At 63.2% G+C, this 26,806-nt stretch carries 21 protein-coding genes and 2 tRNA genes; 22 read left to right on the plus strand and 1 reads right to left on the minus strand.

The annotated features are described in order from the left end of the window. Positions 1-2 precede the first annotated feature (2 nt). Positions 3-641: a glycosyltransferase family 2 protein gene (locus tag HY962_11790; protein ID MBI5647604.1), complete on the minus strand. Its 639-nt coding sequence runs from the start codon at positions 639-641 to the stop codon at positions 3-5. 75 nt (positions 642-716) lie between these two features. Here HY962_11790 and HY962_11795 point away from each other — a divergent pair, with 75 nt between their 5' ends. From HY962_11795 to HY962_11900, 22 genes are all read left to right on the plus strand, one after another. Then, on the plus strand, positions 717-1,601 hold the full coding sequence (locus HY962_11795) for a YicC family protein (GenBank protein ID MBI5647605.1): 885 nt from the start codon (positions 717-719) through the stop codon (positions 1,599-1,601). A gap of 6 nt (positions 1,602-1,607) precedes the next feature. Next, positions 1,608-2,189 carry a guanylate kinase gene (gmk, locus tag HY962_11800; protein MBI5647606.1) on the plus strand — a complete coding sequence of 194 codons (582 nt, stop codon included), beginning with the start codon at positions 1,608-1,610 and terminating at the stop codon, positions 2,187-2,189. A 22-nt stretch (positions 2,190-2,211) separates the two neighbouring features. After that, positions 2,212-2,502 carry a DNA-directed RNA polymerase subunit omega gene (locus HY962_11805; GenBank protein MBI5647607.1) on the plus strand — a complete coding sequence of 97 codons (291 nt, stop codon included), beginning with the start codon at positions 2,212-2,214 and terminating at the stop codon, positions 2,500-2,502. Then, positions 2,499-3,725, plus strand: a complete 1,227-nt coding sequence (gene coaBC, locus HY962_11810; protein ID MBI5647608.1) for a bifunctional phosphopantothenoylcysteine decarboxylase/phosphopantothenate--cysteine ligase CoaBC — start codon at positions 2,499-2,501, stop codon at positions 3,723-3,725. Before HY962_11805 ends, coaBC begins: the two co-directional genes overlap by 4 nt. 159 nt (positions 3,726-3,884) lie before the next feature. Beyond that, on the plus strand, positions 3,885-4,541 hold the full coding sequence (locus HY962_11815; protein ID MBI5647609.1) for a uracil-DNA glycosylase: 657 nt from the start codon (positions 3,885-3,887) through the stop codon (positions 4,539-4,541). A gap of 7 nt (positions 4,542-4,548) precedes the next feature. After that, positions 4,549-5,988, plus strand: a complete 1,440-nt coding sequence (gene dnaB / locus HY962_11820; GenBank protein ID MBI5647610.1) for a replicative DNA helicase — start codon at positions 4,549-4,551, stop codon at positions 5,986-5,988. After that, positions 5,972-6,877 carry a hypothetical protein gene (locus HY962_11825; GenBank protein MBI5647611.1) on the plus strand — a complete coding sequence of 302 codons (906 nt, stop codon included), beginning with the start codon at positions 5,972-5,974 and terminating at the stop codon, positions 6,875-6,877. The genes dnaB and HY962_11825 overlap by 17 nt, the downstream gene beginning before the upstream one ends. A 14-nt stretch (positions 6,878-6,891) precedes the next feature. Next, entirely contained in the window at positions 6,892-8,196 is a 1,305-nt protein-coding gene (locus HY962_11830) for a BamA/TamA family outer membrane protein (GenBank protein ID MBI5647612.1), read from the plus strand. Continuing rightward, positions 8,196-8,903, plus strand: coding sequence for a 16S rRNA (uracil(1498)-N(3))-methyltransferase (locus tag HY962_11835; GenBank protein ID MBI5647613.1), 708 nt, complete (start codon positions 8,196-8,198; stop codon positions 8,901-8,903). Before HY962_11830 ends, HY962_11835 begins: the two co-directional genes overlap by 1 nt. An 8-nt stretch (positions 8,904-8,911) precedes the next feature. Beyond that, entirely contained in the window at positions 8,912-9,442 is a 531-nt protein-coding gene (locus HY962_11840) for a J domain-containing protein (GenBank protein ID MBI5647614.1), read from the plus strand. A 22-nt stretch (positions 9,443-9,464) separates the two neighbouring features. Continuing rightward, entirely contained in the window at positions 9,465-11,405 is a 1,941-nt protein-coding gene (gene asnB, locus HY962_11845; GenBank protein MBI5647615.1) for an asparagine synthase (glutamine-hydrolyzing), read from the plus strand. Between the two features lie 29 nt (positions 11,406-11,434). Continuing rightward, complete coding sequence (locus tag HY962_11850; protein MBI5647616.1) at positions 11,435-13,285, plus strand: alginate lyase family protein; 1,851 nt, start codon at positions 11,435-11,437, stop codon at positions 13,283-13,285. A 287-nt stretch (positions 13,286-13,572) separates the two neighbouring features. Then, positions 13,573-14,691: a glycosyltransferase family 4 protein gene (locus HY962_11855; protein ID MBI5647617.1), complete on the plus strand. Its 1,119-nt coding sequence runs from the start codon at positions 13,573-13,575 to the stop codon at positions 14,689-14,691. Positions 14,692-14,734: 43 nt separating this feature from the next. Next, positions 14,735-19,537 (plus strand): hypothetical protein, encoded by a 4,803-nt coding sequence (locus tag HY962_11860; GenBank protein MBI5647618.1) that lies wholly within the window; start codon positions 14,735-14,737, stop codon positions 19,535-19,537. 31 nt (positions 19,538-19,568) lie between these two features. Next, on the plus strand, positions 19,569-20,366 hold the full coding sequence (locus tag HY962_11865; protein ID MBI5647619.1) for a class I SAM-dependent methyltransferase: 798 nt from the start codon (positions 19,569-19,571) through the stop codon (positions 20,364-20,366). 309 nt (positions 20,367-20,675) lie between these two features. Continuing rightward, positions 20,676-20,748: transfer RNA gene (locus HY962_11870), tRNA-Gln, on the plus strand. A gap of 50 nt (positions 20,749-20,798) precedes the next feature. Beyond that, a tRNA-Glu gene (locus tag HY962_11875) sits at positions 20,799-20,870 on the plus strand. 97 nt (positions 20,871-20,967) lie between these two features. Next, a complete protein-coding gene (locus HY962_11880; protein MBI5647620.1) occupies positions 20,968-22,515 on the plus strand; it encodes a bifunctional metallophosphatase/5'-nucleotidase in 1,548 nt (515 codons plus the stop codon). Next, entirely contained in the window at positions 22,512-22,907 is a 396-nt protein-coding gene (locus HY962_11885; GenBank protein ID MBI5647621.1) for a hypothetical protein, read from the plus strand. Before HY962_11880 ends, HY962_11885 begins: the two co-directional genes overlap by 4 nt. Before the next feature lie 14 nt (positions 22,908-22,921). Then, on the plus strand, positions 22,922-23,713 hold the full coding sequence (locus tag HY962_11890) for an RNA methyltransferase (protein ID MBI5647622.1): 792 nt from the start codon (positions 22,922-22,924) through the stop codon (positions 23,711-23,713). 5 nt (positions 23,714-23,718) lie between these two features. After that, positions 23,719-24,582, plus strand: a complete 864-nt coding sequence (locus tag HY962_11895) for a hypothetical protein (protein ID MBI5647623.1) — start codon at positions 23,719-23,721, stop codon at positions 24,580-24,582. Between the two features lie 204 nt (positions 24,583-24,786). Beyond that, a complete protein-coding gene (locus HY962_11900; protein ID MBI5647624.1) occupies positions 24,787-26,751 on the plus strand; it encodes an OmpA family protein in 1,965 nt (654 codons plus the stop codon). Positions 26,752-26,806 lie beyond the last annotated feature (55 nt).

Raw genomic sequence — 26,806 nt, forward strand, 5'->3', positions numbered from 1 at the left:
CATCAGCCCGTCCCGGACCGCTCCCGCTGATCCGCACAGCGGCTGTCGGGTGTATCCCGGTGATAGACGTAGGTCGGAAAATCGACACGCAGCACCACCGCGCGGCGCTTCAGAGCTGCGAGAAGTGCGGCGTCCTCCGCATAGCCGCCGGTCCATCGCAGGCCGGATTCCAGCAGACGGCGGCGGAGAAAAAACGTGCCGCCCACGGCACATGCGTCTATGTGTATAAGGCGCGACGGATCAGTCGCATCGGGCACAAGCGGATCACCGTCGGCCACGAGCACGCCGCCATGCAGGGCATCAACCCCGGATTGTGTGTCGAGCATTTGCGCGCGAAGCAGAAGGTGATCGGTCAGGTATTCGTCGTCGGAGTCGAGAAAGGCGATGTACGCCCCGCGTGCCAGCACGAAACCCGCGTTCCGAGCCGCGGCTGGTCCGGCATTCTCCTGCCGAAACGCGCGGATGCGGCCGTCCATGGCCTGATAACGGGCGAGGACGGCGGGAGTGTCGTCGGTGCCTCCGTCGTCCACCACGATGAGTTCCCAGTCGGTCAGCGACTGTCCCCGCACGGAATCGATGGCGCGCGGGAGCAAGGCGGCACGGTTATACGTCGGGAGAATGACCGAGACGAGAGGGGGCATGGATGCACAGGAAATTATTGCAAAATTAGCGAGACTTCCGTACATTTAAAATTCTGGTTAGAAATCAGCACAGGCGTGACGATGCTCATAAGCATGACGGGATATGGAAACGGGACGGCGGTGGCCGGGGGCGTGAGCGCCACTGCGGAACTGCGGAGCGTGAACAACCGTTTCTACGAATTTTCCGCGCGTCTCCCGAAGTCGCTGCAGCCGCGCGAGAACGAGCTGAAGGAGCTTGTGCGCGCCAAGGCGGGCAGGGGCAAGGTCACGCTGTCGGTCTCGATCGATCGGGGCGCCGGCACCGCCATCGCGCTGTCGGTGAATGCCGACATCGCGCGCGGCTACAAGGAACTTCTCACCGCGCTCCGCGACACGCTCGGGATCGAGGGTGACGTCACGCTCGACCACATGCTCCGTTTCTCCGACGTTTTTACGGCCGATGATACGGTCTCGGCGAATGAGGACGAGTGGACCGCGGTGACGGCGGCGGTGACGGCCGCGGCCGAGATGCTGTCGGATATGCGCGGCAAGGAGGGCGGGGAGCTGGCGCGTGACCTCGCGGGGCGCCTCGATGCAATGGAAACAGCGCTGGTCCGCATTCAGGAACTCTCCGCGGGCAGGTCCGAGATCGAACGCGCGCGTTTGCGAGAGCGAGTCGAACAGGTGCTCGCACCCGGCACGGTGGACGCCCAGCGGCTGGAGATGGAAATCGTGATGCTCGCCGACAAAATGGACATCACGGAGGAATTGGTCCGTTTCCGCAGTCACTTGAAATTTTTCCGCGACGCGATCGCCTCGCCCGAATCGGAAGGAAGGAAGATGACGTTCCTTCTGCAGGAAATAAATCGCGAGGCCAACACGATCGGATCAAAATCCTACGACGCCGATATCGCGTACCTCGTCGTCGGCATCAAGGAAGAACTCGAACGCATCCGCGAACAGTTGCAGAACGTGGAGTAAGCCGCGATGCTTTTTGTGCTTTCAGCTCCGAGCGGTTCGGGGAAGACGACCATCGCGCGTCGTATTCTGCCGATGTTCGAAGCGCTCTCGTTTTCGGTGTCGGCCACCACGCGGCCGCGGCGCCCGAACGAGCGTGAAGGCGCGGATTATTACTTCCTCACGGCCGACGAGTTCCAGAGCCGCATCGACGGCGGGCTCTTCGTGGAATGGGAGGAGGTGTTCGGGAACAGGTACGGTACACCGGTCTCCGAAGTGGAACGCGCCGACAGGGAAGGGCGCCATCTGCTTTTTGATGTCGATGTGAAGGGCGCGCTCTCGATAAAGGCGGCCTTCGGTGATGCAGCGGTGCTCATTTTTATTGAGCCGCCGGATCTGGAGACGCTGCGCCGCCGCCTCGAACACCGCGGTTCGGAATCACCCGAGGTGATAGAGAGGCGCATCGCGCGCGCAAAATGGGAGATGGAACAGGCGCCGCGATTCGACTATCGCGTCGTCAACGACGATCTGTCGCGGTCAGTCCCCGCCGTTGCGGCCATCGTGGCCGAGCGGAGCGGCATGCCCGCGCGGCAGCAAGGACGATCATCATGATACACATACACAGGAGAGCAGCATGTCTCTGAATCCGCTCGAATTGAAAGCGCTCGACAGCCACGCCGAAAACGTCTATGAGGCGATTGTCGTGTTGTCGAAACGCGCGCGCCAGATCAACGAAGAGATGAAAATCCGGCTCAACCAGGAGCTGGAAATGTTCGCGACACGCATCGATTCCGAAGAGGAAATCGAAACGAATCCCGAACAGATGCGCATCAGCATCGAATTCGAAAAGCTGCCGAAGCCGACGCAGCAGGCGATCGAGAATCTTCTCGACGGCCAGCTCAGCTACCGCTACAAGGAAGAATGAGCATGCTCGGCGGCCGGCGCGTCCTGCTCGGCGTCACCGGGAGCATCGCGGCGTATAAGACGCCGCAGCTTGTGCGCGAATTGACCCGCGCCGGAGCCGAGGTCCGCGTTGTGATGACACCCGCGGCGGCGGAGTTCGTCTCGCCCCTCGCTCTCGCCACGGTGTCGCGCGCGGAGGTCGTCCGCGACATGTTCCCTGCCGAGCCGTCGCAGGGCACATGGCATATCGATCTCGGCATGTGGGCCGAGGTGATGCTCATCGCGCCCGCATCCGCGGGAACAATCGCCAAACTCGCGCACGGTTTTGCCGACAACGCCCTCACGGCCCTGGTGCTGGCGCTGCGCGCGCCTCTTGTGGTGGCGCCCGCGATGGACACCGACATGTACACTCATCAGGCGACGCAGGAGAATCTCGACATCCTCCGCAGGCGTGGCGTCGTGATCGTGCCTCCCGACGAGGGGGACCTTGCCAGCGGTCTTGTGGGCCCGGGACGACTTCCCGATCCGCCCGTGTTGATCGAAGTGTTGGAGGATGTCGTGTGGCCTGGCCGCCGCGATCTGACGGGCACCGGTGTGCTTGTGACGGCGGGACCGACACACGAGGCGCTTGATCCGGTCCGTTTTCTCGGCAATCACAGCTCGGGCAAAATGGGCTTTGCGATTGCCGCCGCGGCAGCGCGACGCGGTGCCGATGTGACACTTGTTGCGGGTCCGGTGCATCTCGCCACTCCCCGGGGTGTGCGGCGTGTGGACGTGACCACGGCGCAGGAGATGCGCGACGCCGTGATGGGCAACATGGACGGTGTGCGCGTGGCGGTGCTGGCAGCGGCCGTTGCGGATTTCCGTCCGGCGACCGTGTCCGCGCACAAGATCAAGAAGGAAGACCTCGGCGACGAGGGCTTGACGCTGGTACTCGAGCGGAATCCCGACATCCTTGCGGAACTCGGCACGCGTGACCGCGGCGGTGTTCTTGTGGGTTTCGCGCTCGAAACCGACGACGCGGTGCGGAATGCGCGCGAGAAACTCGAGCGCAAACGCGCCGACATGATCGTGCTCAACAATCCCCTCGAGCAGGGAGCCGCCTTCGGCGGTGATACAAATGTCGCAACCTTCCTCTTTGCCGATGGCAGTACCGAGGAGCTGGGGCTGATGCCGAAGTCGGATCTTGCGCACGCGCTCCTCGATCGCGCCGTCTATCTTCTTTCCTCGCGCAGCGGCGCCTGAGCGTACCACCAAAGTCCGGCTCGAAGGCACGTGGTGCCGCCATGGCGCAGGTCCTGCCTTGACCGTTCCCGCGCCGCGCAGTAGATTTCCCATTCACTCCCCGATGCAAACACAGCAGGCCCGTTTCTTGTGCACGATCTTCACCGCTACCTCCGCCAAATGCGCGACATCTACGGCGACGCAATCGTCCTGCCGCCGCGCACCGCGTCGGAAGAGGACGGCAGCGTGACGGGGACCGACGGCTGGCAGCGCACGCGGTCGCTCGAGGGATTCCGCGAGCGCATTCACACATGTACAAGCTGTTCGCTCGGACACACGCGCAAGAGTTTTGTTTTCGGCGTGGGGAATCCCGATGCCGACATCGTGCTCATCGGCGAGGCGCCGGGAGCGGAGGAAGACGCGCGTGGCGAACCCTTTGTGGGACGTGCGGGACAGTTGCTCAACGACATTCTCAAGGCCATCAATCTGACACGCGAGGAAGTCTACATCTGCAACATCCTCAAGTGCCGCCCGCCCAACAATCGCGATCCGCTGCCGACCGAAGTGGAACAGTGTGAACCGTATCTCCATCATCAGATCGCGCTCATCAAGCCGCGCATCATGCTGGCGCTGGGACGCATCGCGGCGCAGACGCTGCTCCGCACCACCGACTCACTGACACGGCTCCGCGAAGTGGAGCACACGTATCAGGGCGTCCCGCTGCATGTCACATACCATCCGGCCGCGCTGCTGCGGAATCCGAACTGGAAGCGGCCGACCTGGGACGACGTGCAGCGTTTCCGCGCGCGCTACGACGCGCTCAAGAAGCAGGCCTGAGGACCAGATGCAGCCGTCCTTCCCGCATGAACCGGCAGAACCGCGCTTTCAGCAAGCCGCGGACCGCTCGGCCGGGCATCTTCCGCCGCAGGCGGTGGACGTGGAGATGGCCGTGCTCGGCGCGATGCTGCTGCAGCCGGATCCGACCGTCTCCGCCGTCGTCTCGCTCGTCACCGTCGACGCGTTTTATAAGGAAACGCACCGTCTCATCTTTGACGCGATCGGCGCCCTGTACGCGCGCCATCAACCCGTGGACATCATTACCGTCGGTGACGAGCTGCGCAGGCGCGGGCAGCTCGAACAGATCGGCTCGATGTTCTATCTGACACAACTGACGAGTGAAGTGGTCGCTCCCGCGCATATCGAGCACCACTGCCGCATCATTCTCGAGAAGGCGCTGAAGCGGCAGATGATCGAGGTCAACACCGCGATCATCACAGAATGTTACGTCGACTCGTCCGACGCCTTCGAACTGATCGACAGCGCCGAGACGAAGCTGTTCCACCTCTCCGAACAGCACATCAAAAAGAGCTACGTGGATCTCAACGCCGTCGTGCGTCCACTGCTCGAGAAGATCGGAAAGATCACGCAGGAGCACACCGGCGTCACCGGAGTGCCGTCGGGTTACGATATGCTCGACAGCAAGACCGGCGGCTGGCAGGACACCGACCTCATCATTCTCGCCGCGCGTCCCTCGATGGGAAAGACGGCGCTCGCCTTGTCGATGGCCCGCAACGCGTGCATCGATCACGACATGCCCGTCGGCATCTTCAGTCTCGAAATGTCGAAGGAGCAGCTCGCGCTGCGTCTGCTCTGCGCCGAAGCACGTGTCAACATGCAGCTCGTCCGCACGGGCCGCATCAAGGAGAGCGACTACGGAAAGCTGGCCACCTATGTCGGCAAGCTCGAGCGCGCGAAGATGTTCATCGACGACACGCCGGGAATCTCGATACTGGAACTGCGCGCCAAGGCCCGCCGCATGGTGGACGAGCAGGGCGTGCGCCTGCTCATCATCGACTACCTGCAGCTCATGACCGCGCCCAATGTGCGCGAGAGCCGCGAGCGGGAAATCGCCACCATCAGCCGCTCGCTGAAGGGCCTTGCCAAGGATCTCAGCATTCCCATCATCGCGCTGTCGCAGCTCAACCGCGCGGTCGAGCAGCGTTCCGGCGGCAAACCTATGCTCGCGGATCTGCGCGAGTCGGGCTCGATCGAACAGGATGCCGACGTGGTGCTCTTTGTGCACCGCAACCGCGAACTCGAGGGACTCCCGCCCGAGGAGGAGAACAAGGCCCTCATCATCATCGGCAAGCAGCGCAACGGTGAAACGGGCGAAGTGCCCCTCGCATGGGTGCCGCAGTACGCGAAGTTCGAGAATCTCGAGGTGCGGCTTCCGAGCAACATTCACTACATCGCCGACGGTGACACCGATGACGCGCCATTCTGATACGCCGGCATTCCCGGTGCGCCTTTCCACCCTTCTCATCCTTCTCTGTCTGTTACCCGCAGCGGTTCCCGCGCAGGAACAGAGCGTCGCCCTTGACCGGCACATGCTCCGTCTCGACATGACGGGCAGCCTCGAACCCGTGCCGGAGGCACCCGCGGCATGGAGCGAGGGCGCGGCGCAGGGCTCGCGCCGCTCACCGCTGCTCGCGGGCGCGTTGTCGCTGGCACTGCCGGGCGCGGGCGAGGTGTACGCCGGATCGTATATTCTTGCGGGACTCTTTTTCGGCGCCGAAGTCACGGGATGGTATTTTGCGAATTCATACGACACGAAGGGCGACGACCAGACGCTGCTGTTCCAGAACTACGCCGACGCGCACTGGAGCGCGGTGAAATATGCGCGCTGGCTGAACGAGAACGCGAAGTCGTTCCCCGGCGGAGAAAACACAAAACCGATCGACATCTCGTCCGATGAATCGCTGCCGCACTGGGAACGGGTCAACTGGACGCAGATGAACGAAGTGGAAATGGCGATACCCGTGTTCTCGCACCGCCTGCCGCGGCACGGACATCAACAGTACTTCGAACTGATCGGCAAATACGACCAGTACTCCTTCGGCTGGGACGACAAGAGCGACGGCGGCTACCGCGAGATCTCGACACGCTTCCGGCAGTACGCCGACATGCGCGGCGAGGCGAACGATTTCTATACGGTGTCCGAAAGAATCGTGAGTCTCGTGATCATCAATCACGTGCTGAGCGCGGTCGATGCCGCCTGGGCCGCGGCACGCTTCAACTCCGTGGCCGAGCTGCATTCGTCCGTCAAAGTCCGGCCGCTTCCGTCGGGCATGGCCGAACTCGTCCCCGAGGCCACGTTCCGCATCCGCCTGTGAGGAGAGGCGGGACAGTGCGTGTGACGACAATTGCGCGTGCAGCGGGATTTCTCCTGCTGTTCGCGATGTTTGCACACGCGCAGAATCCGCCACCGCCGGCCCCCATCGTCACCGGCATCGCGGTATTCGGCAACAGGATTACAAAGACCGACATCATCCTGCGCGAAATGACCGTGCGGCAGGGGGACACCGTGGACGCGGAGGCCCTCGCCTATTGCCAGGAGCGCGTGTACAGTCTCGGCCTCTTCAACCGCGTCACCATCAGCTATCCGCCGCTCGACAGCACCATCCTTCTCGTCGAGGTCGACGAGCGCTGGTACCTGTACCCCGTGCCGCTGCTCGGCGTGGTGGACCGCGACATCGGCCACTGGTATTACGGACTCGGGATCAAACACGAAAATTTCCGCGGCTGGAACGAAAAGATATTTGCGGGCTTCGCCCTCGGATACGATCCGTGGGTCAGTCTGTACTACGCGAATCCGTGGATATTCGGATCCGAACAGCTTTTTTTTGAAAGCAACGCGTCCTTCGCGCGTACCGCCAACAAGAGCGCGCTCGCGCGGGGAAGCGGCAACAACTTCGACGAGAACCGCTACGGTCTCGGCGCCACACTCGGGAAACGTTTCGATCCCTTCCGTAGCATCGCGCTCACACTTGCGTACCGGCACTACGAGGTGTCGGAGTACGCGCCCGGACGCACAGCATCGCCACGCGGCGTCGACCGCTATCTCGAGGCGGGGATTTCGGCGCGGCACGACACCCGGAATCTGCGCGAGTATGCCACGGAGGGAATGTTCGGCAGCGCGGGAGTGACAAAAAAAGGACTCGGGGGTCCTTTTGATTTCACCGTGTACTCCATGGATCTTCGCGGCTACATCCCTTTTGCGCGCGGCACGGCCCTGGCGCTGCGCGGATTCACGCGTGTGAGCGCGGGCGCGTCCATACCCCTGTATGAACATCAGTACTTCGGCTTCAGCGAACGGATCCGCGGCCATTTCGAGGAGGAGCGCGAAGCCGAGAGCATCGCAGGTCTTTCAGCCGAGCTGCGTCTGCCGCTCGTGTATCCCTTTTACCTCAACGTGCCCGGCATGCCGATGAAGGAATTCGCCCTCTGGCGCCTGGGCCTCTACGCGGCACTGTTCGCGGACGCGGGCACGCTGTGGAACCGTGACGGCGCGCCGTGGAAGGGCACGGTGCCCGGCGGCTACGGGTGCGGACTTCATCTGCTCCTGCCGTACAGTTTTGTGCTGCGCACCGAGCGCGCGTGGAACGAGACGGGGCGGGGCGAATGGGTGTTCGAAATCGGAGCGGCATTCTGATGGAAGTCTTTCACGCGCGACCCGCGGACGTGGCAGGCCGAACACTGCTGCTCGTCGGCGACGAGCACCATCACCTCGCGCGTGTCATGCGCCTGCGCGAAGGCGACGCATTGTTGGTCGCGGATGGATGCGGCACGATGTACCGGTGCACCGTGCGCGCATCGGGCAGGGACAGCACCGAGTGCGCGGTACACGAGCGCATCGAGGCGATGAATGAACCGCGCCGCGACATCATCCTGGCGCAGGCGGTGTTGAAGCAGCCCGCACGCATGGACTGGGTCATGGAGAAAGCCGTGGAACTTGGCGTGTCGCGCATTCTGCCCCTGCGCAGCAGCCGCGTCGTTGCGGTCGGAGAGAAACGCGCGCGGTGGAGCGAATTGACACGCGCGGCGATGAAACAGTCGATGCGCTGCCTGTGGCCGCCGGTGGACGAGGTGGCGGACTTCCGGGACGCGCTGCGCCTCTGCGAGGATGCGGCCGTATTTCTCTGCCACGAGAGCGCGTCGCCGGAACATACACTCGCAGCGGCACTGGCCGCATTGGACGCCACGCGCGCGGTCGCGATCTTTATCGGACCCGAAGGCGGCTTCACCGATGACGAGATCTCATACGCCCGCGAGCGGGGCGCATCGATCGTGTCGCTCGGACCGCGGCGCCTGCGCAGCGAGACCGCCGCCATCGCGGCACTCGCGATTGTGAACTCGTAGAGGATGCCATGTCATACAGCCAGATTTTCCGCCGCGTCCATCGCCTGCTCAAGACCGTCGTGAACGACGCCGTTGATGCGTTGAGCCCCGAAGAACAGGAACTAGCCGATTTCGACGAGGCACTGCGCGGCGCGGCACAGGATGCCGGACCCTCCGCTCGCACACGCCCCGCGGGTCCATCCGCGGGCGGATCGACGCGTGCGCGACAGTCATCGACCGGACAGACGGGCGGATCGTCCGCGGACCCTGGCGCGCGGAACACGCGCGAGCAGGGGCAGGGTGGGGCACGCGGCGCGGCCGGAGCCGGCGCAAAACGCAAGCCGGGCGAGAAGGACGACGCGTATTATTATGCCGTGCTCGGACTCACACCGTCCGCAACCGTCGAAGACGTGAAGCGCGCGTACAAGATGCTGATGCGCAGGTACCATCCCGACCGCGTCGCAACGCTTTCGGCGGCGCAGCAGCGCGCCGCGACCGTGAAGGCCCAGAGCATCACCGAGGCGTATCACATCATCAGCAGGCGGAAGGGCTTCTCGTGACCGCTGCGCGCCGAGCCGTCCGATGTGCGGCATAAGCGGCATCGTCGGCAGGGTGGACGAGCACGAACTGCGCCGCATGACGCAGTTCCTGTACCATCGCGGACCCGACGACGGCGCGGTGTGGCTTTCGCCCTCCGGAACGGCAGGTCTCGGACACAGGCGCCTGCGCATCATCGACCTGACGGACGCCGCGCGGCAGCCGATGCGCTCGCAGGACGGGCGCCACACACTCGTCTACAACGGCGAGATCTTCAACTTCCAGGAATTGCGTCACGATCTCGAAGGGCGCGGCCATACTTTCCGCACCCGGTCCGATTCGGAAGTGCTTCTTGCCGCATGGGTGCAGTGGGGCGATGGCCTGCTGCAGCGCCTCGTGGGACAGTTTGCCTTCGCCGTGTGGGACGAAACCGAGCGCGAACTGTTTGCCGCGCGGGATCATCTCGGGGTGAAGCCGCTGTACTACACGCGCGAGAACGACGGCCTGCTCTTCGCATCGGAAATCAAGGCGCTGCTGGCCGCGCGGCCCGCGCTACGGACAGTGCGTCATGATGCGCTCCCGGGCTATCTTGCCTATCTCTGGAATGCGGGCGACGAGACCTTTTTCCCGGGCGTGTACCGGCTCGCGCCGGGCTGCTGGCTGCGCTACCGCGACGGCGAGCTGCACACGGGCGAGTATTGGAATCCCGCCGACGCAGCGCGGCGAAGCGTGCAGGGGAACGACACACAGCGGGCGGCAGAATTCCGCGCGCGTTTCGGCGACGTGGTTGTGTCGCAACTGGCCAGTGACGTCCCGCTCGGCCTGCTGCTGAGCGGCGGACTCGATTCCACCGCACTTCTCGCGGCGATACACGCCGCCGGGAGCACCGTACGCGCGCTTACGGCCACATACACCCCCGAGTCGCGCGCCCGCGACGTTTTCGACGATGACCTGCCTTTCGCGCGCGAGGCGGCCGTCCGTTTCGACACGCCCCTCGATGTGCGCGCGCTGGACGCCGACGTCCCCGCGCTGCTCGCGCGCGCCGTCTGGCATCTCGACGAACCGCTTGCCGATCCCACCGTCGTCACCAATCTCGCGTTGACCGCCGTCGCAAAATCGGATATGACGGTCCTATTATCCGGCATGGGCGCCGACGAAATACTGGCGGGCTATCCGCGGTATCCCGCCGCGATGCTCGCGGGCAGGATTCCAGGAGCGGGTCCCGTGCTGCGCGGCGCCGCGCGTGCCGCGGCCGCACTCGAGAAACGCGGCGGTCTGTCGGCCGGCACCGCGCGGCGCGCGCAATTCCTGGCAGCCCATGCCGACAAGCCGTTCTTCGAGCGTTTCCTCGGGTATTCCACGTACTGGGACGCCGCCGGCCAGAACGAACTGTTCGCGCGCGACCTTGCCGTGACCGATCAGGACCTGAGCGCGACGCACCGCCGCATATTCGATCACCACGCCGATCTGTCGCCTCTTACAAGACTGTTGATCGTGGATCTCCGGCTCTTCCTGCCGCATCTGAATCTCGAAAACATGGACAAAACCTCGATGGCCAACGCCGTCGAAATGCGCGTGCCGTTTCTCGACCACCGGCTTGTGGAGTTTGCGCTGGCGCTGCCCGACGGCGACAAGCTGCGAGGCACGACACGCAAACACGTGTTGCGACGCGCCTTCCGCGCAGAAATTCCGCAATCGATTCTGCACCGGCGCAAGACCGGGTACAGCCCGCCCGTCCGTTCATGGGTGCGCACAACCTTGCGCGAGGAAATGCGCGACATGCTGTTTTCGGCACAGGCGCGCGGCCGCGGACTGTGGAATGCGCCTGTACTCGAGCGCTGCTTCCGCGAGAACGACGAGGGAACACAGGACCATTCGATGAAGCTCTGGCAGCTCTACGTGCTGGAACACTGGTTCCGCACATTCATCGACACATTTCCCGCGGCGCCGCGGCACGACGTCGCGTCACTCGTGCGTGTCGACTGAGCCCCGCACTATCCGTCGTATATTTGCATATGAAACGTGCCGAGATTCTGGGAATTTACTTCTGGTCCGTCTGGTACCTCCGTCCCGGCATGATCATCCGCCGTGTGATACGCGCGATAAAGGGCCGCATCACACTACTGGTCGCGCGGTCGCGCTTTGCGGACCGCGTCTTCCGCGTTACGCGCGAATCCGTGCCCGTGTACCGGGCACCGCTTCTCCCGACCCGCATCACACATGAAGCCATCAACCTGCATGCGCGCACTTTCACGTTTCTGAACGACCGCGCCACGTTGTCCGCGGACAGGGACGAGCGACGGCGCGCCGTGCAGGCGAAACCGCTGCTCTGGCAGTTTCATTACGGCTATCACGACTACCTGCCCGGACTGCTGGCCGAGGGCGCCGTAACATCGGAGGAAGTGATCCGATATTTGGAGGAATGGTCCGGCGATTATCCCGCCGCGCACCCCGGCGCGCGAGCCGCGGCATGGCATCCGTATGTGCTGTCCCTGCGAATTGAAAGCTGGATACGGCTGCACCGGCTGCTTGCGGACAGCGGCGGGACGACTTCGCGGCATGTGGGCGGCATGGATCTGCTCGCGCGCGGTGTGGAGGACATGACCCGCGCCCTGCTGCACAACTTGGAATTCGCCACGATGGCGAACCATCTCCTGAAAAACATCAAGGCGCTGGTGCTGGCGGGATGTTTCCTCGACACGCGCACGGGTGTGCGCGCAGGCACACGCGGTCGTCGGCTGTTGCTGCGCGAGCTGCGCGAACAGGTGCTCGACGACGGCATGCACTTCGAGCGCTCGCCCATGTATCACCTCGCCATGACCGCCGACGTGCTCGATCTCGCCGCCGCACTGCGCGACGACGACACCGGCACGCTGGAGGCGGTGGAGTCGGCCGCGTTGCGCATGTGCGCATGTACACGGCGCACACTGCATCCCGACGGACGTGTACCCCTGTTCAACGATTCGGTGGAACATGGAGCCCTCGACGCGGCCGATGTGCTGCGCGCGGGCGAGGCCCTGCTCGGCACGACGGGGGAGACTGCCCTGACTGATCCGTCGGAGCAGGACGGAGACCTCGATCCAGTACGTGTATCCGGCCTGCTTACGCACAGACGCGACTCCCTCTTTGTGATCTTCGACGGAGGTCTCGTGGGCCCCGATTACCAGCCGGGCCACGCGCATTGCGACACACTCTCGTACGAGGTGTCGTGGCATGGCGGGCGTTTTATCACCGACACCGGCGTGTTCCACTACAAGGAGTCGCCGGAGAGGCGCTACGCGCGGTCCACCGCCGCGCACAATACCGTGCGGCTCGATACGCGGGAACAGTCGGACGTGTGGAAAAGCTTCCGCGTGGGCAGGCGCGCGCGTGTGACGGGTCTGCACAGAAGAGTTGAGCAGGGCTGCTCGATATTTCAAGCTGCACATGACGGGTACGGACGTGTTGCGCGCGGACTCATCCACGAGCGCAGTTTCGTGATTCGAGAGGCCGAGTGGATCTGCGTCATCGATTATATTCATGGGGACGGAAGCCGGCTCATCGAAAATGTGGTGCACTTCCATCCGGATGTGCAGTTGCAGCGCGACGCGACGGGAATGCGCGCATCCGCACACGGGCATGCCTGTTCTCTGCGCGCACTAAGCGAATTGCATGTGCGCGTGCACGAAACCGAGTACTATCCGGCCTTCGGCGTGCGCCGTCCGAGAAAGACGCTTGTATTTCACGGCACGCAAGCGCTCCCGCTTGTCACCGGATACGTGATCCATTTTGACGGAACCGCGCCGCAGATCACGCTGGATCAGACCGGGTTGTATGCAACCATCGACCATGAGGGCGGGACACTCTCGATTGGGTCGCGTCTGTAACTTCGGGATCCCCGGCACGGTCTTTTATCAGTACGCACGCCTTACTCCATTCCTGGTGAATCGCGGCGCCAACGGCGTCCGACACGCGTCACATCGCGCTTTCGGCCCGGCCGGACTGCCTTCCGGCTTGATTCACATTCAGGAAAAATGCAGATTTCATTTTGCTTTCCTTGGAACCGGCCCTGCCGGTATTAGCCGTGCATATACTGTACATCTGCCAATATTTTCCACCCGAAATGGGAGCCCCGGCGGCCCGTGCCTACGAATTCAGCAGACGCTGGGTGCGGATGGGCCACAAGGTATCGGTCATCTGCGGCATACCGAATCATCCTGTGGGAAAGGTGTATCCCGGCTACGAAAAGCGGCTTCTGCATCACGAAGTGATCGACGGAATCGACGTGTACAGGACCTGGGTCTTTGTCACGCCGAACGCGCGGAAAGTGCGCCGCAGCATCAACTACCTGTCCTTCGGCTTTTCCGCCGCACTTGCCAGCGAGACGATCCGCGACGCCGACGTGTGCATTGCAACAACGCCGCAGTTTTTTTCGGGTGTGAGCGGCACCTTTGTGAAGAGCTTGCGCCGCGTCCCGCTCGTGCTGGAGGTGCGCGACCTTTGGCCCGATTCCATCGAGGCCGTGCGTATCGACACCAACAAACGATTCCTCACGATGTTGCGCGGCGTGGAGCGCTACATGTACGGCCGTGCCGATCGTATCGTGATCGTGAGCGACGCGTTCCGCGATCATCTGCTGCGCAAGGGTGTGCCCGCGGACAAGATCGACGTCATCACCAACGGCGTGAGCCGCGACCTCTTCGACCGCCGGTCGCGGCATCGCACACATTTCAACGGCCCGATGAAGGACAAGTTCCTCGTCGCGTACTTCGGCACGCACGGCCTGGCGCACGGGCTCGAGACGATGATCGACGCCGCGCGCAGTTTCGAGAACGATCCGTCGGTGCAGTTTGTGCTCGTGGGTGAGGGCGCCGCGAAGCAGTCGCTGATGCACTACGCAAACGGCCTGCCGAATGTGCTCTTTGTGAACCGCCAACCGCGCGCGGTTATCTCGGAGATGCTGAATGAAATCGATCTCTCTCTGGTGATGCTGCGGCGCGCGGACCTCTTCGAAACCGTCATCCCGTCGAAGATGTTCGAGATCATGGGATCGGGAAAACCCATCGTGCTCGGTGTGCGTGGCGAGGCCTGCCGCATACTCGAGCGCGCAAACGCGGGCATCCCCGTCGAGCCGCAGAATGCGGATGCACTTGTCAGCGCCATCCGGCGCCTGCGCGGCGACGAGGAGCTGCGCGCCGCCTACGGCGACAATGCCTACCAGTACGTCCGCGCGCATTACGATCTCGACACCCTTGCCGTCCGCTATCTCGACGTGCTTCAAAAGGCCGTGTGATCGTCGTCGTGCGTATTCGTTTCACATGGTGCAGTGTCCGGTCATGAAACGCGCCCGATTGTTTCCGTTGCTGCTGCTCGCAGCGCTGTGGCAGGCGCAGGCGCAGGTGCCCGGCCCCATCGTGCAGCCGCCGCGCTGGTTCGCGAGCGCGGAGACCATGCTGAAAATCCGCACCATCGAAAGCGGTGTGTACCGGCTGACGCGCGACGATCTCGCGGACGCTGGAGTGCCCGTCTCGTCCATCGATCCGCGCAGCTTCCGTCTGTTTCTCGGCGGTCTCGAACAGCCACTGCTTGTGCGCGGCGAGGACGACGGCAGCTTGGAATCGGATGACGAGATCCTTTTTTATGCGCCGCGACTGGACGGCGGCGAATTCGGCTATTACGATTTCTGGGAAACGCGCAACGCGCTGTTTCTGCGCTGGGGCGGTGATCCCGGATTGCGGTACAGGCCCGGGGACGCGACCCCTCCGTCGGAACCGGCGCTGTCGTCGCTCACCGTCGATCTGCGCCTCGAGGAGGATCATGCCTTTCACTTCGGCGATCACGACAACACCGACGGCAACACGAGCGACTACCTGCCGGGTAAAACCTGGATGTGGCAGTACCTCTTCAAGAAGGACACCCTCCGTATACCGTTCACGTTGCGCGGATATACGGGCGGTGCGGCTGAACTGCTGCTGCGGGTGAAACACTCCTCGCGCGATCCCGTGCGGGTTCGTGTTGTCGCGCGCGGCACGCAGCTCGACGAATACGACCTGAGCGACAACGAAATCCGCGACCGCGTCATCACCGTTCCCGCGGGCCTGCTGCGTGTTTCCGACACGCTGCTTGTCATCAACGCGCAGATTGTCGAATGCCCGCCGCAGAATCCGACCTGCACCATCGAGCGCATGTATGTGGATTGGGCGCGCCTGCGTTACGACGCCGCCGCGACCGTCGCCGGCGGATACGCGGCCGTCCGTTCCGTTACCGACACAAGCACCGCCATACGCCGCGTCACCATCGGCGGATTCGGGGACAGCGCGATTACCGGACTCAATTACACCCGCGGCACCCTCCTGCAGGGATTCGACAGTACGGGCACGCCGCCCGATGTGCGTGTGAGCGCCGGGCTGCGTGCGTCCGATCTGTCTATCTTTTTCACGCGCGAGGGCACGAGGAAACCCGCGGCGATGAGACTGGTCACCCCGCCGAATCTCCCGGCCCTGAGTGTCGGAGCCGACTACATCGTGGTCACACACGGGTCCCTGCGTGCCGAGGCCGAGCGGCTCGCGTCCTACCGCCGCACTGCCGACGGATACAGCACCCTGGTCGCCGATGTGGACGACATCTACGACGTCTATAATTTCGGACGCAAACATCCGAAAGCAATACGCGCGTACCTGGCCAACGTCCATGCGCTGTCGGGCGGACTCGCACCGCGCTTTGTGCTGCTGCTGGGCGACGCGAGCTGGGACGCGCGCGCGCAGCTCGAGAATTCCGCGAGCAGCGACCTCGTGCCCGCCTGGGGCAATCCTGTCAGCGACAATTACTACGTCGCCTTCGGTGTCGACTCCGGCGACTACGCTCCGTACTCCTCCATCGCGCGCATCCCGGCGCAGACCGTCGACGAAGCGGCGGCCGTCGTGGACAAGGTGCTCGAATACGAGGCCCTGCCGCCGCAGCAGTGGTTCAACCGTTTCCTGTTCAGCGTGGGCGGGAAAAGTGTGCTCGAGCAGGAATTCTACCTCAAACCTCCCGTGACGTCGATCATGGCGGAATGGATGCAGCCCTACTGCCTCGACGGACGGGTCATGGTCAAGACCCGGCCCGATCTGCCTGTCAGTTACAACGACCTCGACACACTCATCTCCGAGGCGAACCGCGGCGTCAATTGGTTCTACTTCATCGGCCACGGCGGTACACGCATCATCGACGTCGGTGTCGAACGGCCCGATGTGTTCTCCCTGAAAGGGAAGTACCCCTTCTTCCTCACCATGTCGTGCAACACCGCGCACTTCGCCGAACCATTCGAGACAGGCCTCAACGAACGCTTCATCCTCTCGCGCGAAAACGGCGCCATAGCGACCTACGGCACCTCCGGGCTCGGCGAGATCGGGCACGACAACGTGTTGAGCGACGGCCTCTTCGACGGTATGTTGAAAAAGGGCGTCCGCACATACGGCGAGCTGTCGAGGTTCGCGAAGAACTATCTCATCGCATGGTCGAAACCCCGCGGCAACGACGAAATAACACGCAGCACCGTCGATCAGTATGCACTCTTCGGGGATCCCGCAACACGTCTCCCGCTTGCACCCGGACCCGATCTCGCGGTCGACGCCTCCGACGTCTCGGTGTCGCCCGCCGGCCTGATGCAGTTCGAGCCCACACGCATCACGGCCGTCGTCCGCAACCTCGGGCGTTGCCTGACCGACAGCGTCGACGTGCGCCTCACGATCAGCCGCGATGGGAACACGGTATTTGAGCACACGCGCCGCATCGCGCCTCCGCGCTTGCGCGACTCGGTGACATGGGCGTATGATTTCCGCGATGTGGTGGGACCAGTACGCATCGACATTGCCGTCGATCCGTCGTTGCGGCTCAGCGAATTCACAACGACAAACAACACCGCCTCGATACAGCGCACCGTGTTGCCGCGCGGCGTGGCGCCCGTATTCCCCGCCGCATACGACGTGGTCCGCCGGGGCAGTAGCGACACCGTGCGGCTGCTCGTCGCGAATCCGTCGCGTGTGCCCGTGCCCGCCTTGTCGCCGCGCATCGAAGTCGAGATTGCGGAAGAACCGCTGTTCTCGAATCCGGCGCTGCGGCTCAGGAAGTCGGCTGAGCCGGTCTTCACACACTTCGACGCGGTGCTGCCCCCGGGCGCGGCGGTACGCCGCTGGTTCTGGCGCGCGCGGCTTGTGTCGGATGCGGTCGCACAGCAGTGGTCGTCGACACTCGTGTTTTACACTGCGGACGGACCTGCGGAGCAGCAGCACATGTGGAGGCAGGACGATTCGCTCGGTTTCGCGACCAATGATCGTGTCGCCCTCCGTGTGCGCGAGGATGGTGCGGTTGCGCCCGGTTCGCGTCCGTTGCGACTCGAGGCATTCAGCGCGGCCGCAAATCAGGTGGAAATCATCACGGCGGTGTTGCGTGTGGATGGAAAGGACGTCTCCCCGAACCGCCGTGGATTTAATGTGGCCGTGATCGACACCACGACGGGCACCGTGTCGGATACGCTCGTCTTCGATACGTACGCGGGCACCACCGTGGCCGATGCGATGGAACGCTTCCTGCGCGATCTGCCCGCCGACCGCATCCTGCTTGTCGCGGTGAAGGACGACGCAAACGGCTGGCCTCCCGTCTCCCCGAACGGCAGCAACATCACACCACAACTGCGCGCCGCCCTGAAGCTGTTCGGTGCGCAGCTCATCGATAGCGTGGGTTTTCAGGACTCCTACGCGCTGATCGGACGCAAGTCCGACCCTGCATCCGCCCGCGACCTTTGGATGCGTTACGGATCGGCTCTCGCAGTCGACACGATCGAGATTCCCTCCCGGCAGGGGACGATGAGATCGCCGGTGATCGGTCCGGCAACCGTGTGGTCCACCGCGCGTCTCACCGGCATACTCACGGGGAGCAGCCGCATCGATCTGTCGCTCTTCGCAACCGGCTCCTCCGGTGACACGCTGCTCGCGCAATATCCGTCGCTCGACCTGTCGCAGGATCTCGACATCTCGGCCATCCCCGCATCGCTACATCCCACCCTGCGTCTCGAGGCCACGTTGCGCGGCACCGGCACCGACGTACTGATGAGCGCATGGGATGCGCGTTTTGAATCGCGCTTCCCGGAACTCGGCATCACCAGCCAGGTGGTCCGCGCGGAATCGTCGGAACTGCAGGAAGGCGATCCGTACCGTGTGCGTGTCGATGTGTACAACGCGGGCACGTCCGATGCGGACAGTGTGGAGGTGGCGATCCGCCTTCCGGGTGACGCCGCGGGACGCAGTGTTTCGACGATGTTGCAGCGTGTGCCCGCCGGCCGCGGATCGTTCGGCACAGCCGAACTGTCGCTTCCGACCGCCGGCTTGCGCGGCGAGATCGCCTACGACATCACCGTCGGCAGCACGAACAGACGGGTGGAATACTACAGGGGCAACAACACCTACTCCGATCATTTCAACACCGCGAAAGATGCCGACAGGCCGGTACTGGAGGTCCTCTTCGACGACGTGACAATCGCGAACAACGACTATGTGTCGCCGCGTCCGCGCATCACGATGACACTGCGCGACGACGGTCCGCTGCCCGTCACCGACACTTCGAGCGTGCAGATTTTCCTCGACGGATCACGCGTCTGGTTGAATGCCAATCCCGTGCTCCGCTACGAATTCCCGTCGTCCGGCTCCGAGAAGGCGCTGATCGTGTTCACGCCCGACCTCATGCCGGCGGGAACAAATCCGCGCGCGCACACACTGGCGGTGAGCGGACGCGACGCAAGCGGCAACGCGGCCGACACGATTCCGTACCAGGTGCGATTCTACGTGAGTTCGGTGCAGGGGATCGACAATGTCTATCCCTTCCCGAGTCCGACCGCGGGTCCGATGGACTTCACCTTCCGCGTCACCGGCACACGCGCTCCCGAACGCGCGCGTGTGAAAATCTACACCGTGGCCGGCCGTCTCATCCGCGAGATCGAGGCCGAGGCGGGTTCGGTCCATATCGGATTTAACCGCGTGTCATGGGACGGTCGTGATGGCGACGGCGCGGACCTCGCAAACGGCGTGTACTTCTTCAAGCTGCTGCTCGATTTCGGTACCGACACCAAGGAGCAGGTCGGCAAATTCTCCGTACTGAAGTAGGCATGCGGGCCGGCCTGCACATACACGCGGCATGAACTCCGAGCATCTCATCCCGCCCGAGGCGCGGCGTTTTTACGATGCCGTGTACGAGATGGGCACCGAACCCGATGCCGCGCGCGAGGAGGGCAGGGAATCGTGGGAGCGCGACGTTGTCGAGGCATTTCTCCGCGAATATTGTCCCGCCGGCACACCGCTGCTCGAAGTCGGTTGCGGCCACGCGCCGTATCAGGACCGTGTCGAGGAGTATACGGGAATCGACATCAGTCCGCGCTGCGGCGCGTATCTGCGCAGACCCTACGCGACGGCTTCCGCCACGGCGCTGCCGTTTGCCGCATCCACGTTCGGCGCGGTGATGACGCTGCACACACTCGAGCACGTCCACGCGCCGCAGCGCATGCTCGAGGAAATCCTCCGCGTGCTCAGGCCCGGCGGCGCCGCGCTGCTGCTGCCTTCGTGGTACGTCCGTTTCTGGGCGCCGATGGGCATTGCGGCGCGCTCGTATCGCGAGCTTCCGACACGCTGGCGCATCGTGAAATTTTTCCTGCCACTGCTCGACGCGCCGCTGCTGCGCGCGCCGGGTGTGCTGCTGCGCCGCCTCGCCGCGCTCGCCGCGTACACACTGCGCGCAAAACCCACACAGTTGCGCTATCGCGGCGTGCGCGCCAATTACGCGCGCTTCCTCGACTCCGACTCCGACGCCTGCGCCTCCATCGATCCCTTCCAGGTGATGCTCTATTATCACTCGCGCGGCTGCAGCATCGCACAGTATCCGTCGTGGGCATCGCGCCTCCTCTTTCGTACCGGACCGCTGGTTATCGTGAAACGGTGAGTCGCTCTCCCGCTCTCCCGCTGATCCATAATAGTTTGTTGCGCAAAGAAAAAAGCACACAGGAGGAACGGAGGAAAGGAGATTTTTTCTTGCGGCCTTCGGCCGCTCTCCCGCTGTCCTGCTGTCCCGCTGTCCCGCTGTCCTGCTGTCCCGCTGTCCCGCTGTCCTGCTGTCCCGCTGTCCCGCTGTCCTGCTGTCCCGCTGTCCTGCTGTCCCGCTGTCCCGCTGTCCCGCTGTCCCGCTGTCCCGCTGTCCTTGAAAACTTGCTTTTTTAGAAAAATACTCGTAGAATTGTGGGCCAGATACAATTGCCCCTTGGTGTAATTGGCAACACGTCTGACTCTGGATCAGAAAAGTCTAGGTTCGAGCCCTAGAGGGGCAGCTCGGTACAAGTCGGATTTCGACCTCAACGCGGAATCCGATCATTTTTTCGGCGCGTTCGTCTAGCGGCTAGGACGTGGCCCTCTCAAGGCCGAAACACGGGTTCGATTCCCGTACGCGCTACCCCCACTGCCCGGTCTCATGCCGGGCATTTTTCTTTTCCCGCCGAAACACGACATTAGACGCTTCGGCACGTCCCTCACTCAATTCCGGCATCCCCATGTCCCTTCTGAAACGTTTCACGATGTTCGCGGCGATCCTGCCTTTCGCGGCCGGATTGATGTTCGGGCAGGTGCCCGAAAAGGTCGAGCTGCGCATCCTGCACTACAATGATTTTCACTCGCAGAACATCGTCTCGAAGATCACCAAGACCGACAGCGCGGGAGGCAAGAGGACCATAGAGGTCGGAGGCACGGCCGTGCTGAAGGCGTATGTCGACCGCGCGCGCGCCGAGAAACCCAACACGCTGCTGCTGCACGCCGGCGACGACTTCCAGGGTTCGCCGGTCTGCGCCGTGACGCGCGGCGGCTCGCAGATCGAACTGCTCGAACTCATGCAGCCCGATGTCATGACACTCGGCAATCACGAATTCGATTACGGCGCTGATACACTGCGCGTGCTCCTGAAACACTGCACGTTTCCGATCGTGTCCGCAAACTTGTGGGACAAGAGCATCGGCGCGCCCTTTGTGCCGCGCTACCGCGTCCTCGAGCGCGGAGGACTGCGCATCGGTGTCATCGGACTCGCGCCGCCCGAACTCAAGACCCTCTCGCTGCGCGACAACGTGCGCGACATCGAGGTGCTGGAGACCGACATGACCGTGCGCCAGGCGATCGCGGAACTGCGCGCAAATTTTGGCACGGAATTCATCGTCCTCCTCAGCCACATGGGTGTGGAGGAGGACACGGCCATCGCGCGCAGGGTGCAGGGCATCAACGTGATCGTCGGCGGACATTCACACACGGCGCTGTTTAAGCCGCTGCGCGTGGGCGACACGTGGATCGTGCAGGCGGGCGCCAAGGGCCGCTGGCTCGGCGTGCTGGATCTGGTCGTGAACCGCGCGCAGAAGCGTATCGAGTCCGGCTGGGGTTCGCTCGTCGAAACCCGCGCCGCCGATGTGACACCCGACCCCGTCATCGCGCGCGCCGTCGCGGCGCAGGAGGCGAGGATCGACGCCGGTTTCCGCGAAGTGCTCGGCCGGCTCGAAACCGATTGGACGCGCTCGCACGGTCCGCGCGAGAGCAATATCGGAAGCTGGCAGGCCGACGCCCTGCGCGCGTTCGCGAAAACCGACATTGCGTTCCAGAACAGCGGCGGCATACGCAAGGATCTGCCCGCCGGACCCATCACCGTGCGTGATCTGTGGGAAATCAGTCCCTTCGGCAACGAGATCGTGACCTTCGAACTGACAGGCGCGCAATTGCGCACGGCGCTCGAAATGCAGGGCGGAAAACAGCGCGAGTTCTGCCAGGTCAGCGGCCTGCGCTACACGTACGACCGCTCGAAGGCGCCTTCGGACGCCCTGCAGGCCGAGGTGAACGGCGCTCCCATCGATGCGGCGCGCCGGTACACGGTGGCGACAAACAGTTTTGTGGGCGGACATCTGCACGACTTCTTCAATCTGCCCGAGAAGGACATTCTCGTGTCGCCCGCCATGCCCGCATTATCGGACAGGGATGTCTTTATTGAAGCGGTGCGCGCACAGAAAACGATTCGCGCCGCGACCGACGGCCGCATCAGGGTGCTGGGCATCGGGGAGGACGAATGAGACGTTTCCTTCTTCCAGGCCTGCTCGTGCTGTTCCTCGCCGCGGCTGCCTCGCTGTCGTCGTGCGACGGAACCACCAATCCCGACACCGACATCGTGTTTCCCGATTCCGGCGTGAGCTACATCCGCCACGTGCAGCCCTTTTTTACGCTGCGCTGCGCGGTGGGCGGCTGCCACGACGATCAGTCGCGCGCCTCGAATCTGAGTCTGACCACCTACATCAACACCACCGCGCGGCCGGGCATCGTTGTGCCGGGCAACAGCGGCGCGAGCCTGCTGATGCAGCGCATCGACGGACGGCTGCCGCATCCGATCAACGTGCCGATCATCGTGAATGCCGCGCAGCTCAAGGGCATACGCACGTGGATTGACGAAGGCGCGCGGAACAACTGAGGCCGACGTCTCGCATGCGCGCGCACCCTCCGCTTCCGAAACGCCTCCGGGCCTCCGCACAGCAGCTCAAGCAGAAAAAACACCGCGAGGACACGGGCTGTGTGCTGCTCGAGGGCGCGCGGCTCGTGAGTGACGCGCTCGCGACACGCGGACTCGAGTACTGCGTGGTCGACGCCGAAAAACTGGAGCGTCACCGCGCCCTGCTGCGCGACATCGAAACACGCGGCGTACCGGTGTACCTGGCCTCCGCGTCCGACATCGCGCATGTGTCCGACACCGTGCACGCGCAGGGACTCGTCGCGGTGGCGCGCTTCCGGCCCTTGCGGACGGAGGACGTCTTGCGGCCCGCAGCACCTGCGGGTGTGTACGCCGCGCTCGACGGCGTGGCCGATCCGGGCAATCTCGGCACCATCATCCGCACCTGCGATTGGTTCGGTGTCGCCGGACTTCTCCTCTCGGCCACCAGCGTCGATCCGACAAATCCCAAAGTCGTGCGCGCAACCATGGGGTCGCTCTTCCGCGTGCCCATCGCGATGTACGAGAGCGAGAGCGCGCTGTTCGAGGTGGCACACAGCGCGGGCTGCACCATCGCGGGCACATCCGCTTCGACCGATGCAGTCGACATAGCGCGCTGGCAGGCGCCGGAGTCCGTCCTTCTCCTCTTCGGCAACGAGGCGCATGGCCTGCGGCAGGCCACACTCGCGCGCTGCGACGCCGTGCTCACGATACCGCGCCGCGGGGCGGCCGAGTCGCTGAACCTCGCGATTGCACACGGCATTTTTCTTTCCCATCTTGCCGCGTCATGAACACCATGGACGCACCGTTTCTCCTTCGATCGAACCTCCGCGGACCGCGCCTCTTCGGTATTTTGGCCGCCGGCACCGTCGCCACCGCGGCACTCCAGTACCTGTGGCTGCATGCGGATACGCCGCTGGCATTTCGCCTTGTGGGTTTTGCGCTGTTCCCCGTGTATCTGCTGCCGCTGCCGCTGCTCTTTTTTATGTACCGCGCGGATCTCGCATCGCTGCGCCGCCTGCGTGCCGTGCCCGGCCGCCCCGCCGCGTGGTTTGTCGCGGCCGTGCTGCTCGTCGCGATCTTCGGCGGAGTTGCGGCCCTGCATCATCTCTCCGGCGGACAGTTCGATCCGGCGTGGAAATGGACCACGCTCGCCTTAAGCGGCGCGCTCGACCTTCCGCTCGTGACGGTGCAACTGCTGCCGATGATGCTGGTACAAGACCTCTTTTTCCGGCAGTCGGTGGAACAGGGCCTTGCGCCTCGTTCATCCGTCGTGTCTATGCTCGTGAGTTTGCTGTTCTGGACCCTCGCCAATGCGGTGCTGATCGTCCACATTCTTCAGACACATGACGGAGTGTTTGGAATAACACTGGCGCTCGTTTTTCCCGCCACGGCCGCCTTTGTGTACGCGGCACAGCGCGGATCGGCCTTTCTGCTTTCGGCCTGTGTGCTGACCTTTATCGCCACCGCCACCTGCCTGCTCTTCGGCTGCGATATTCCCGAATTGAATCATATGTTTTTTGGTCTCGACGTGGAAACCATGGACGGCCTCTTCCCCGACTCGATGAAGGGCAGGGAAGGATATGCAGGGGCCATCGCCGCCCTTTTGTTCCTCGCAAGTTTTATCATGCCTGCAGCCCGAAAAACACTCCGACGCTAAGTTTTGCGTCCGAAATTTCAATTTGTTGTTGCAAAAGGTGCATGGTTTTCCGTGCGCCTTTTTGTGCATTTTGCGCAATTTCTGCAAATACGCCCAAATAATGAGGAAAACGGTTACAACGGAGTGAATCGGCAATTACTGCACTAGTTGGCCCGGTTGTTGAATTTGCAAGATCAAACGTGTTGAATTTTGCAAGAGGCGAGAATGAAAAGGGCCATCTTTATCGTCATTGTGCTGATCGGGCATTGTGCTTCGGCACAAACACTCCTGGAATACAATGGTCGACCACGCTATCCGGGCGGCTTGTTGTCGCTCAAAGCAGGCACGGGGTACACCAAGTACCTCGGAGAATTCACGGACGGACTCGTGGGCAGTCACTACGTTCTTGGAGCCGAATACTCGATACTCCCGGAGATTTCACTGGGAATAGGCGCTGACGCCGGTAGTGTGCAGTATGACCGACGATGGAGGCGCATGCTCGGGAACGTGTACGAGTATCAGTTTGGCCAGGAGAACTACGTGCGGCGCAGCACCTGGTACTCCACCTTCACTCTCGAGGCACGGCTTCACTTCTTCCCCCGCCAGGTGGTCGACGGGTATTTTCTGGTGGGTGGGGGTGTCACATTCTTTAATCCCGACGATTATGCACAGGAGCGGGTCGTGGCGCGGCCGCTGTCGGATTATCTCGGATCGATGACAATACCCGTGGGGCTGGGAGCGGACCTGTTCCTGACGCGATCACTCTCGCTCAACGCAGAATGGCGATTGAACTTTATGTTCAGCGACGATTTCGACGCCTTCAACACGAACCTCATCCGATCGCAGGCCATGGATCAGAACTCGGAGCAGCTCTCGGTCACCGATGAATCGAGCGACAGTTATTCCGTCCTGACTTTCGGCATCAAGTACTTCCTCTTTGAAGACGGGGACATGGATGGCGACCTCATCCCGAACACGGAGGAGGAATCCATAGGCAGCAATCCGTACGACGCGGATACCGACGGGGACGGGCTCTCGGATTACGAGGAAGTACGCGTGCACCGGAGCAATCCACTGCTCAAGGACAGCGACCGCGACGGCCTGAACGATTATGTCGAGGCGGTGAAATACCGCACCTCGCCCCTCGAAGCAGACACCGACAGCGACGGCCTGTCGGATGTGGAGGAAATTCAGACGCACAAGTCCGATGCTCTCGCCAAAGACACCGACGGCGACGGACTCACCGACGCCGAGGAGTTGTTCGCGCGCACCAACATGCGGGAGATCGATACGGATCGCGACAACCTGAACGATTTTTCGGAACTCCGAAAACACGCCACCGATCCGTTGGTGCCCGATTCGGACGGGGATGGCCTTACCGATTACGACGAAGTGGTGACCTATCACACGGCCGCCCTGAATCCCGACAGTGATGGTGACGGTCTCACCGACTACGACGAGGTTGCCACTGCGCGCACGAATCCGCTGTTGACCGACAGCGACGGCGACGGACTCGGCGACGGCGAGGAAGCACGTGTCACCGCCACCAGCCCCATCAGCCGCGACACCGACGGCGACGGGTATGCCGACAATGTCGACCGCTGTCCGCTTCTGGCGGAAACCTTCAACGGCAGTGACGACGCCGACGGATGCCCCGACGGCGCGAGTGGCGGCGGCTTTGCCGAAGCACCGCGTGTGCCGGCGCAGACTGTGCGTCAATCCGGCATGATGCTGCGCATCGACACACTCGTGATACGCGAGGGCGGACTCCTCACACTTTTCGGCGTGAATTTTGAGCCGGACCGCGACGTGATCAGGCCCGAGTCCTTCCCCATTCTCGAGGAAAACGCGCGGCTCTTCGAGGCCTATCCCGATTTGACCGTCGAAATCCGCGGCCACACCGATTCCGATGGAAGCGAAGAACATAACGCCGATCTCTCGCTCCGCCGCGCGAAGGCCGTTCAGCGTGTCATGCAGGAACATGGCGTGCGGGCCGAGCGATTGACCGTGTCGGGATTGGGCGAGAGCCGCCCGGTGGCGTCGAATACCACGGCCTTCGGGAAGGCGCGCAACAGGCGCATCGAATTCTACATCGTCAAACGCGGAGAGTCGAAGGAGGTCGATACACGCCTGCTCACCGGCGAGCCGCGCCTGTTCGAGGAGGCGCCCGATATACCAAAGGAGGAATAGGGCTCGCGGCGCGTGATACCGCAAAACCGATCGAAGATAGACGCGGGATCGTGCA

The sequence above is a fragment of the Ignavibacteriota bacterium genome (assembly GCA_016218045.1).
Classification (GTDB): Bacteria; Bacteroidota; Ignavibacteria; order SZUA-365; family SZUA-365; genus JACRFB01.

Coding starts and splice junctions, on each gene's coding strand:
- HY962_11790 (MBI5647604.1), bottom strand. CDS start 641: ATGCCCCCTCTCGTCTCGGTCATTCTCCCGACGTATAACCGTGCCGCC.
- gmk (MBI5647606.1), top strand. CDS start 1,608: ATGCTTTTTGTGCTTTCAGCTCCGAGCGGTTCGGGGAAGACGACCATC.
- HY962_11805 (MBI5647607.1), top strand. CDS start 2,212: ATGTCTCTGAATCCGCTCGAATTGAAAGCGCTCGACAGCCACGCCGAA.
- coaBC (MBI5647608.1), top strand. CDS start 2,499: ATGAGCATGCTCGGCGGCCGGCGCGTCCTGCTCGGCGTCACCGGGAGC.
- HY962_11815 (MBI5647609.1), top strand. CDS start 3,885: ATGCGCGACATCTACGGCGACGCAATCGTCCTGCCGCCGCGCACCGCG.
- dnaB (MBI5647610.1), top strand. CDS start 4,549: ATGCAGCCGTCCTTCCCGCATGAACCGGCAGAACCGCGCTTTCAGCAA.
- HY962_11825 (MBI5647611.1), top strand. CDS start 5,972: ATGACGCGCCATTCTGATACGCCGGCATTCCCGGTGCGCCTTTCCACC.
- HY962_11835 (MBI5647613.1), top strand. CDS start 8,196: ATGGAAGTCTTTCACGCGCGACCCGCGGACGTGGCAGGCCGAACACTG.
- HY962_11840 (MBI5647614.1), top strand. CDS start 8,912: ATGTCATACAGCCAGATTTTCCGCCGCGTCCATCGCCTGCTCAAGACC.
- asnB (MBI5647615.1), top strand. CDS start 9,465: ATGTGCGGCATAAGCGGCATCGTCGGCAGGGTGGACGAGCACGAACTG.
- HY962_11850 (MBI5647616.1), top strand. CDS start 11,435: ATGAAACGTGCCGAGATTCTGGGAATTTACTTCTGGTCCGTCTGGTAC.
- HY962_11855 (MBI5647617.1), top strand. CDS start 13,573: ATGGGCCACAAGGTATCGGTCATCTGCGGCATACCGAATCATCCTGTG.
- HY962_11860 (MBI5647618.1), top strand. CDS start 14,735: ATGAAACGCGCCCGATTGTTTCCGTTGCTGCTGCTCGCAGCGCTGTGG.
- HY962_11865 (MBI5647619.1), top strand. CDS start 19,569: ATGAACTCCGAGCATCTCATCCCGCCCGAGGCGCGGCGTTTTTACGAT.
- HY962_11880 (MBI5647620.1), top strand. CDS start 20,968: ATGTCCCTTCTGAAACGTTTCACGATGTTCGCGGCGATCCTGCCTTTC.
- HY962_11885 (MBI5647621.1), top strand. CDS start 22,512: ATGAGACGTTTCCTTCTTCCAGGCCTGCTCGTGCTGTTCCTCGCCGCG.
- HY962_11890 (MBI5647622.1), top strand. CDS start 22,922: ATGCGCGCGCACCCTCCGCTTCCGAAACGCCTCCGGGCCTCCGCACAG.
- HY962_11895 (MBI5647623.1), top strand. CDS start 23,719: ATGGACGCACCGTTTCTCCTTCGATCGAACCTCCGCGGACCGCGCCTC.
- HY962_11900 (MBI5647624.1), top strand. CDS start 24,787: ATGAAAAGGGCCATCTTTATCGTCATTGTGCTGATCGGGCATTGTGCT.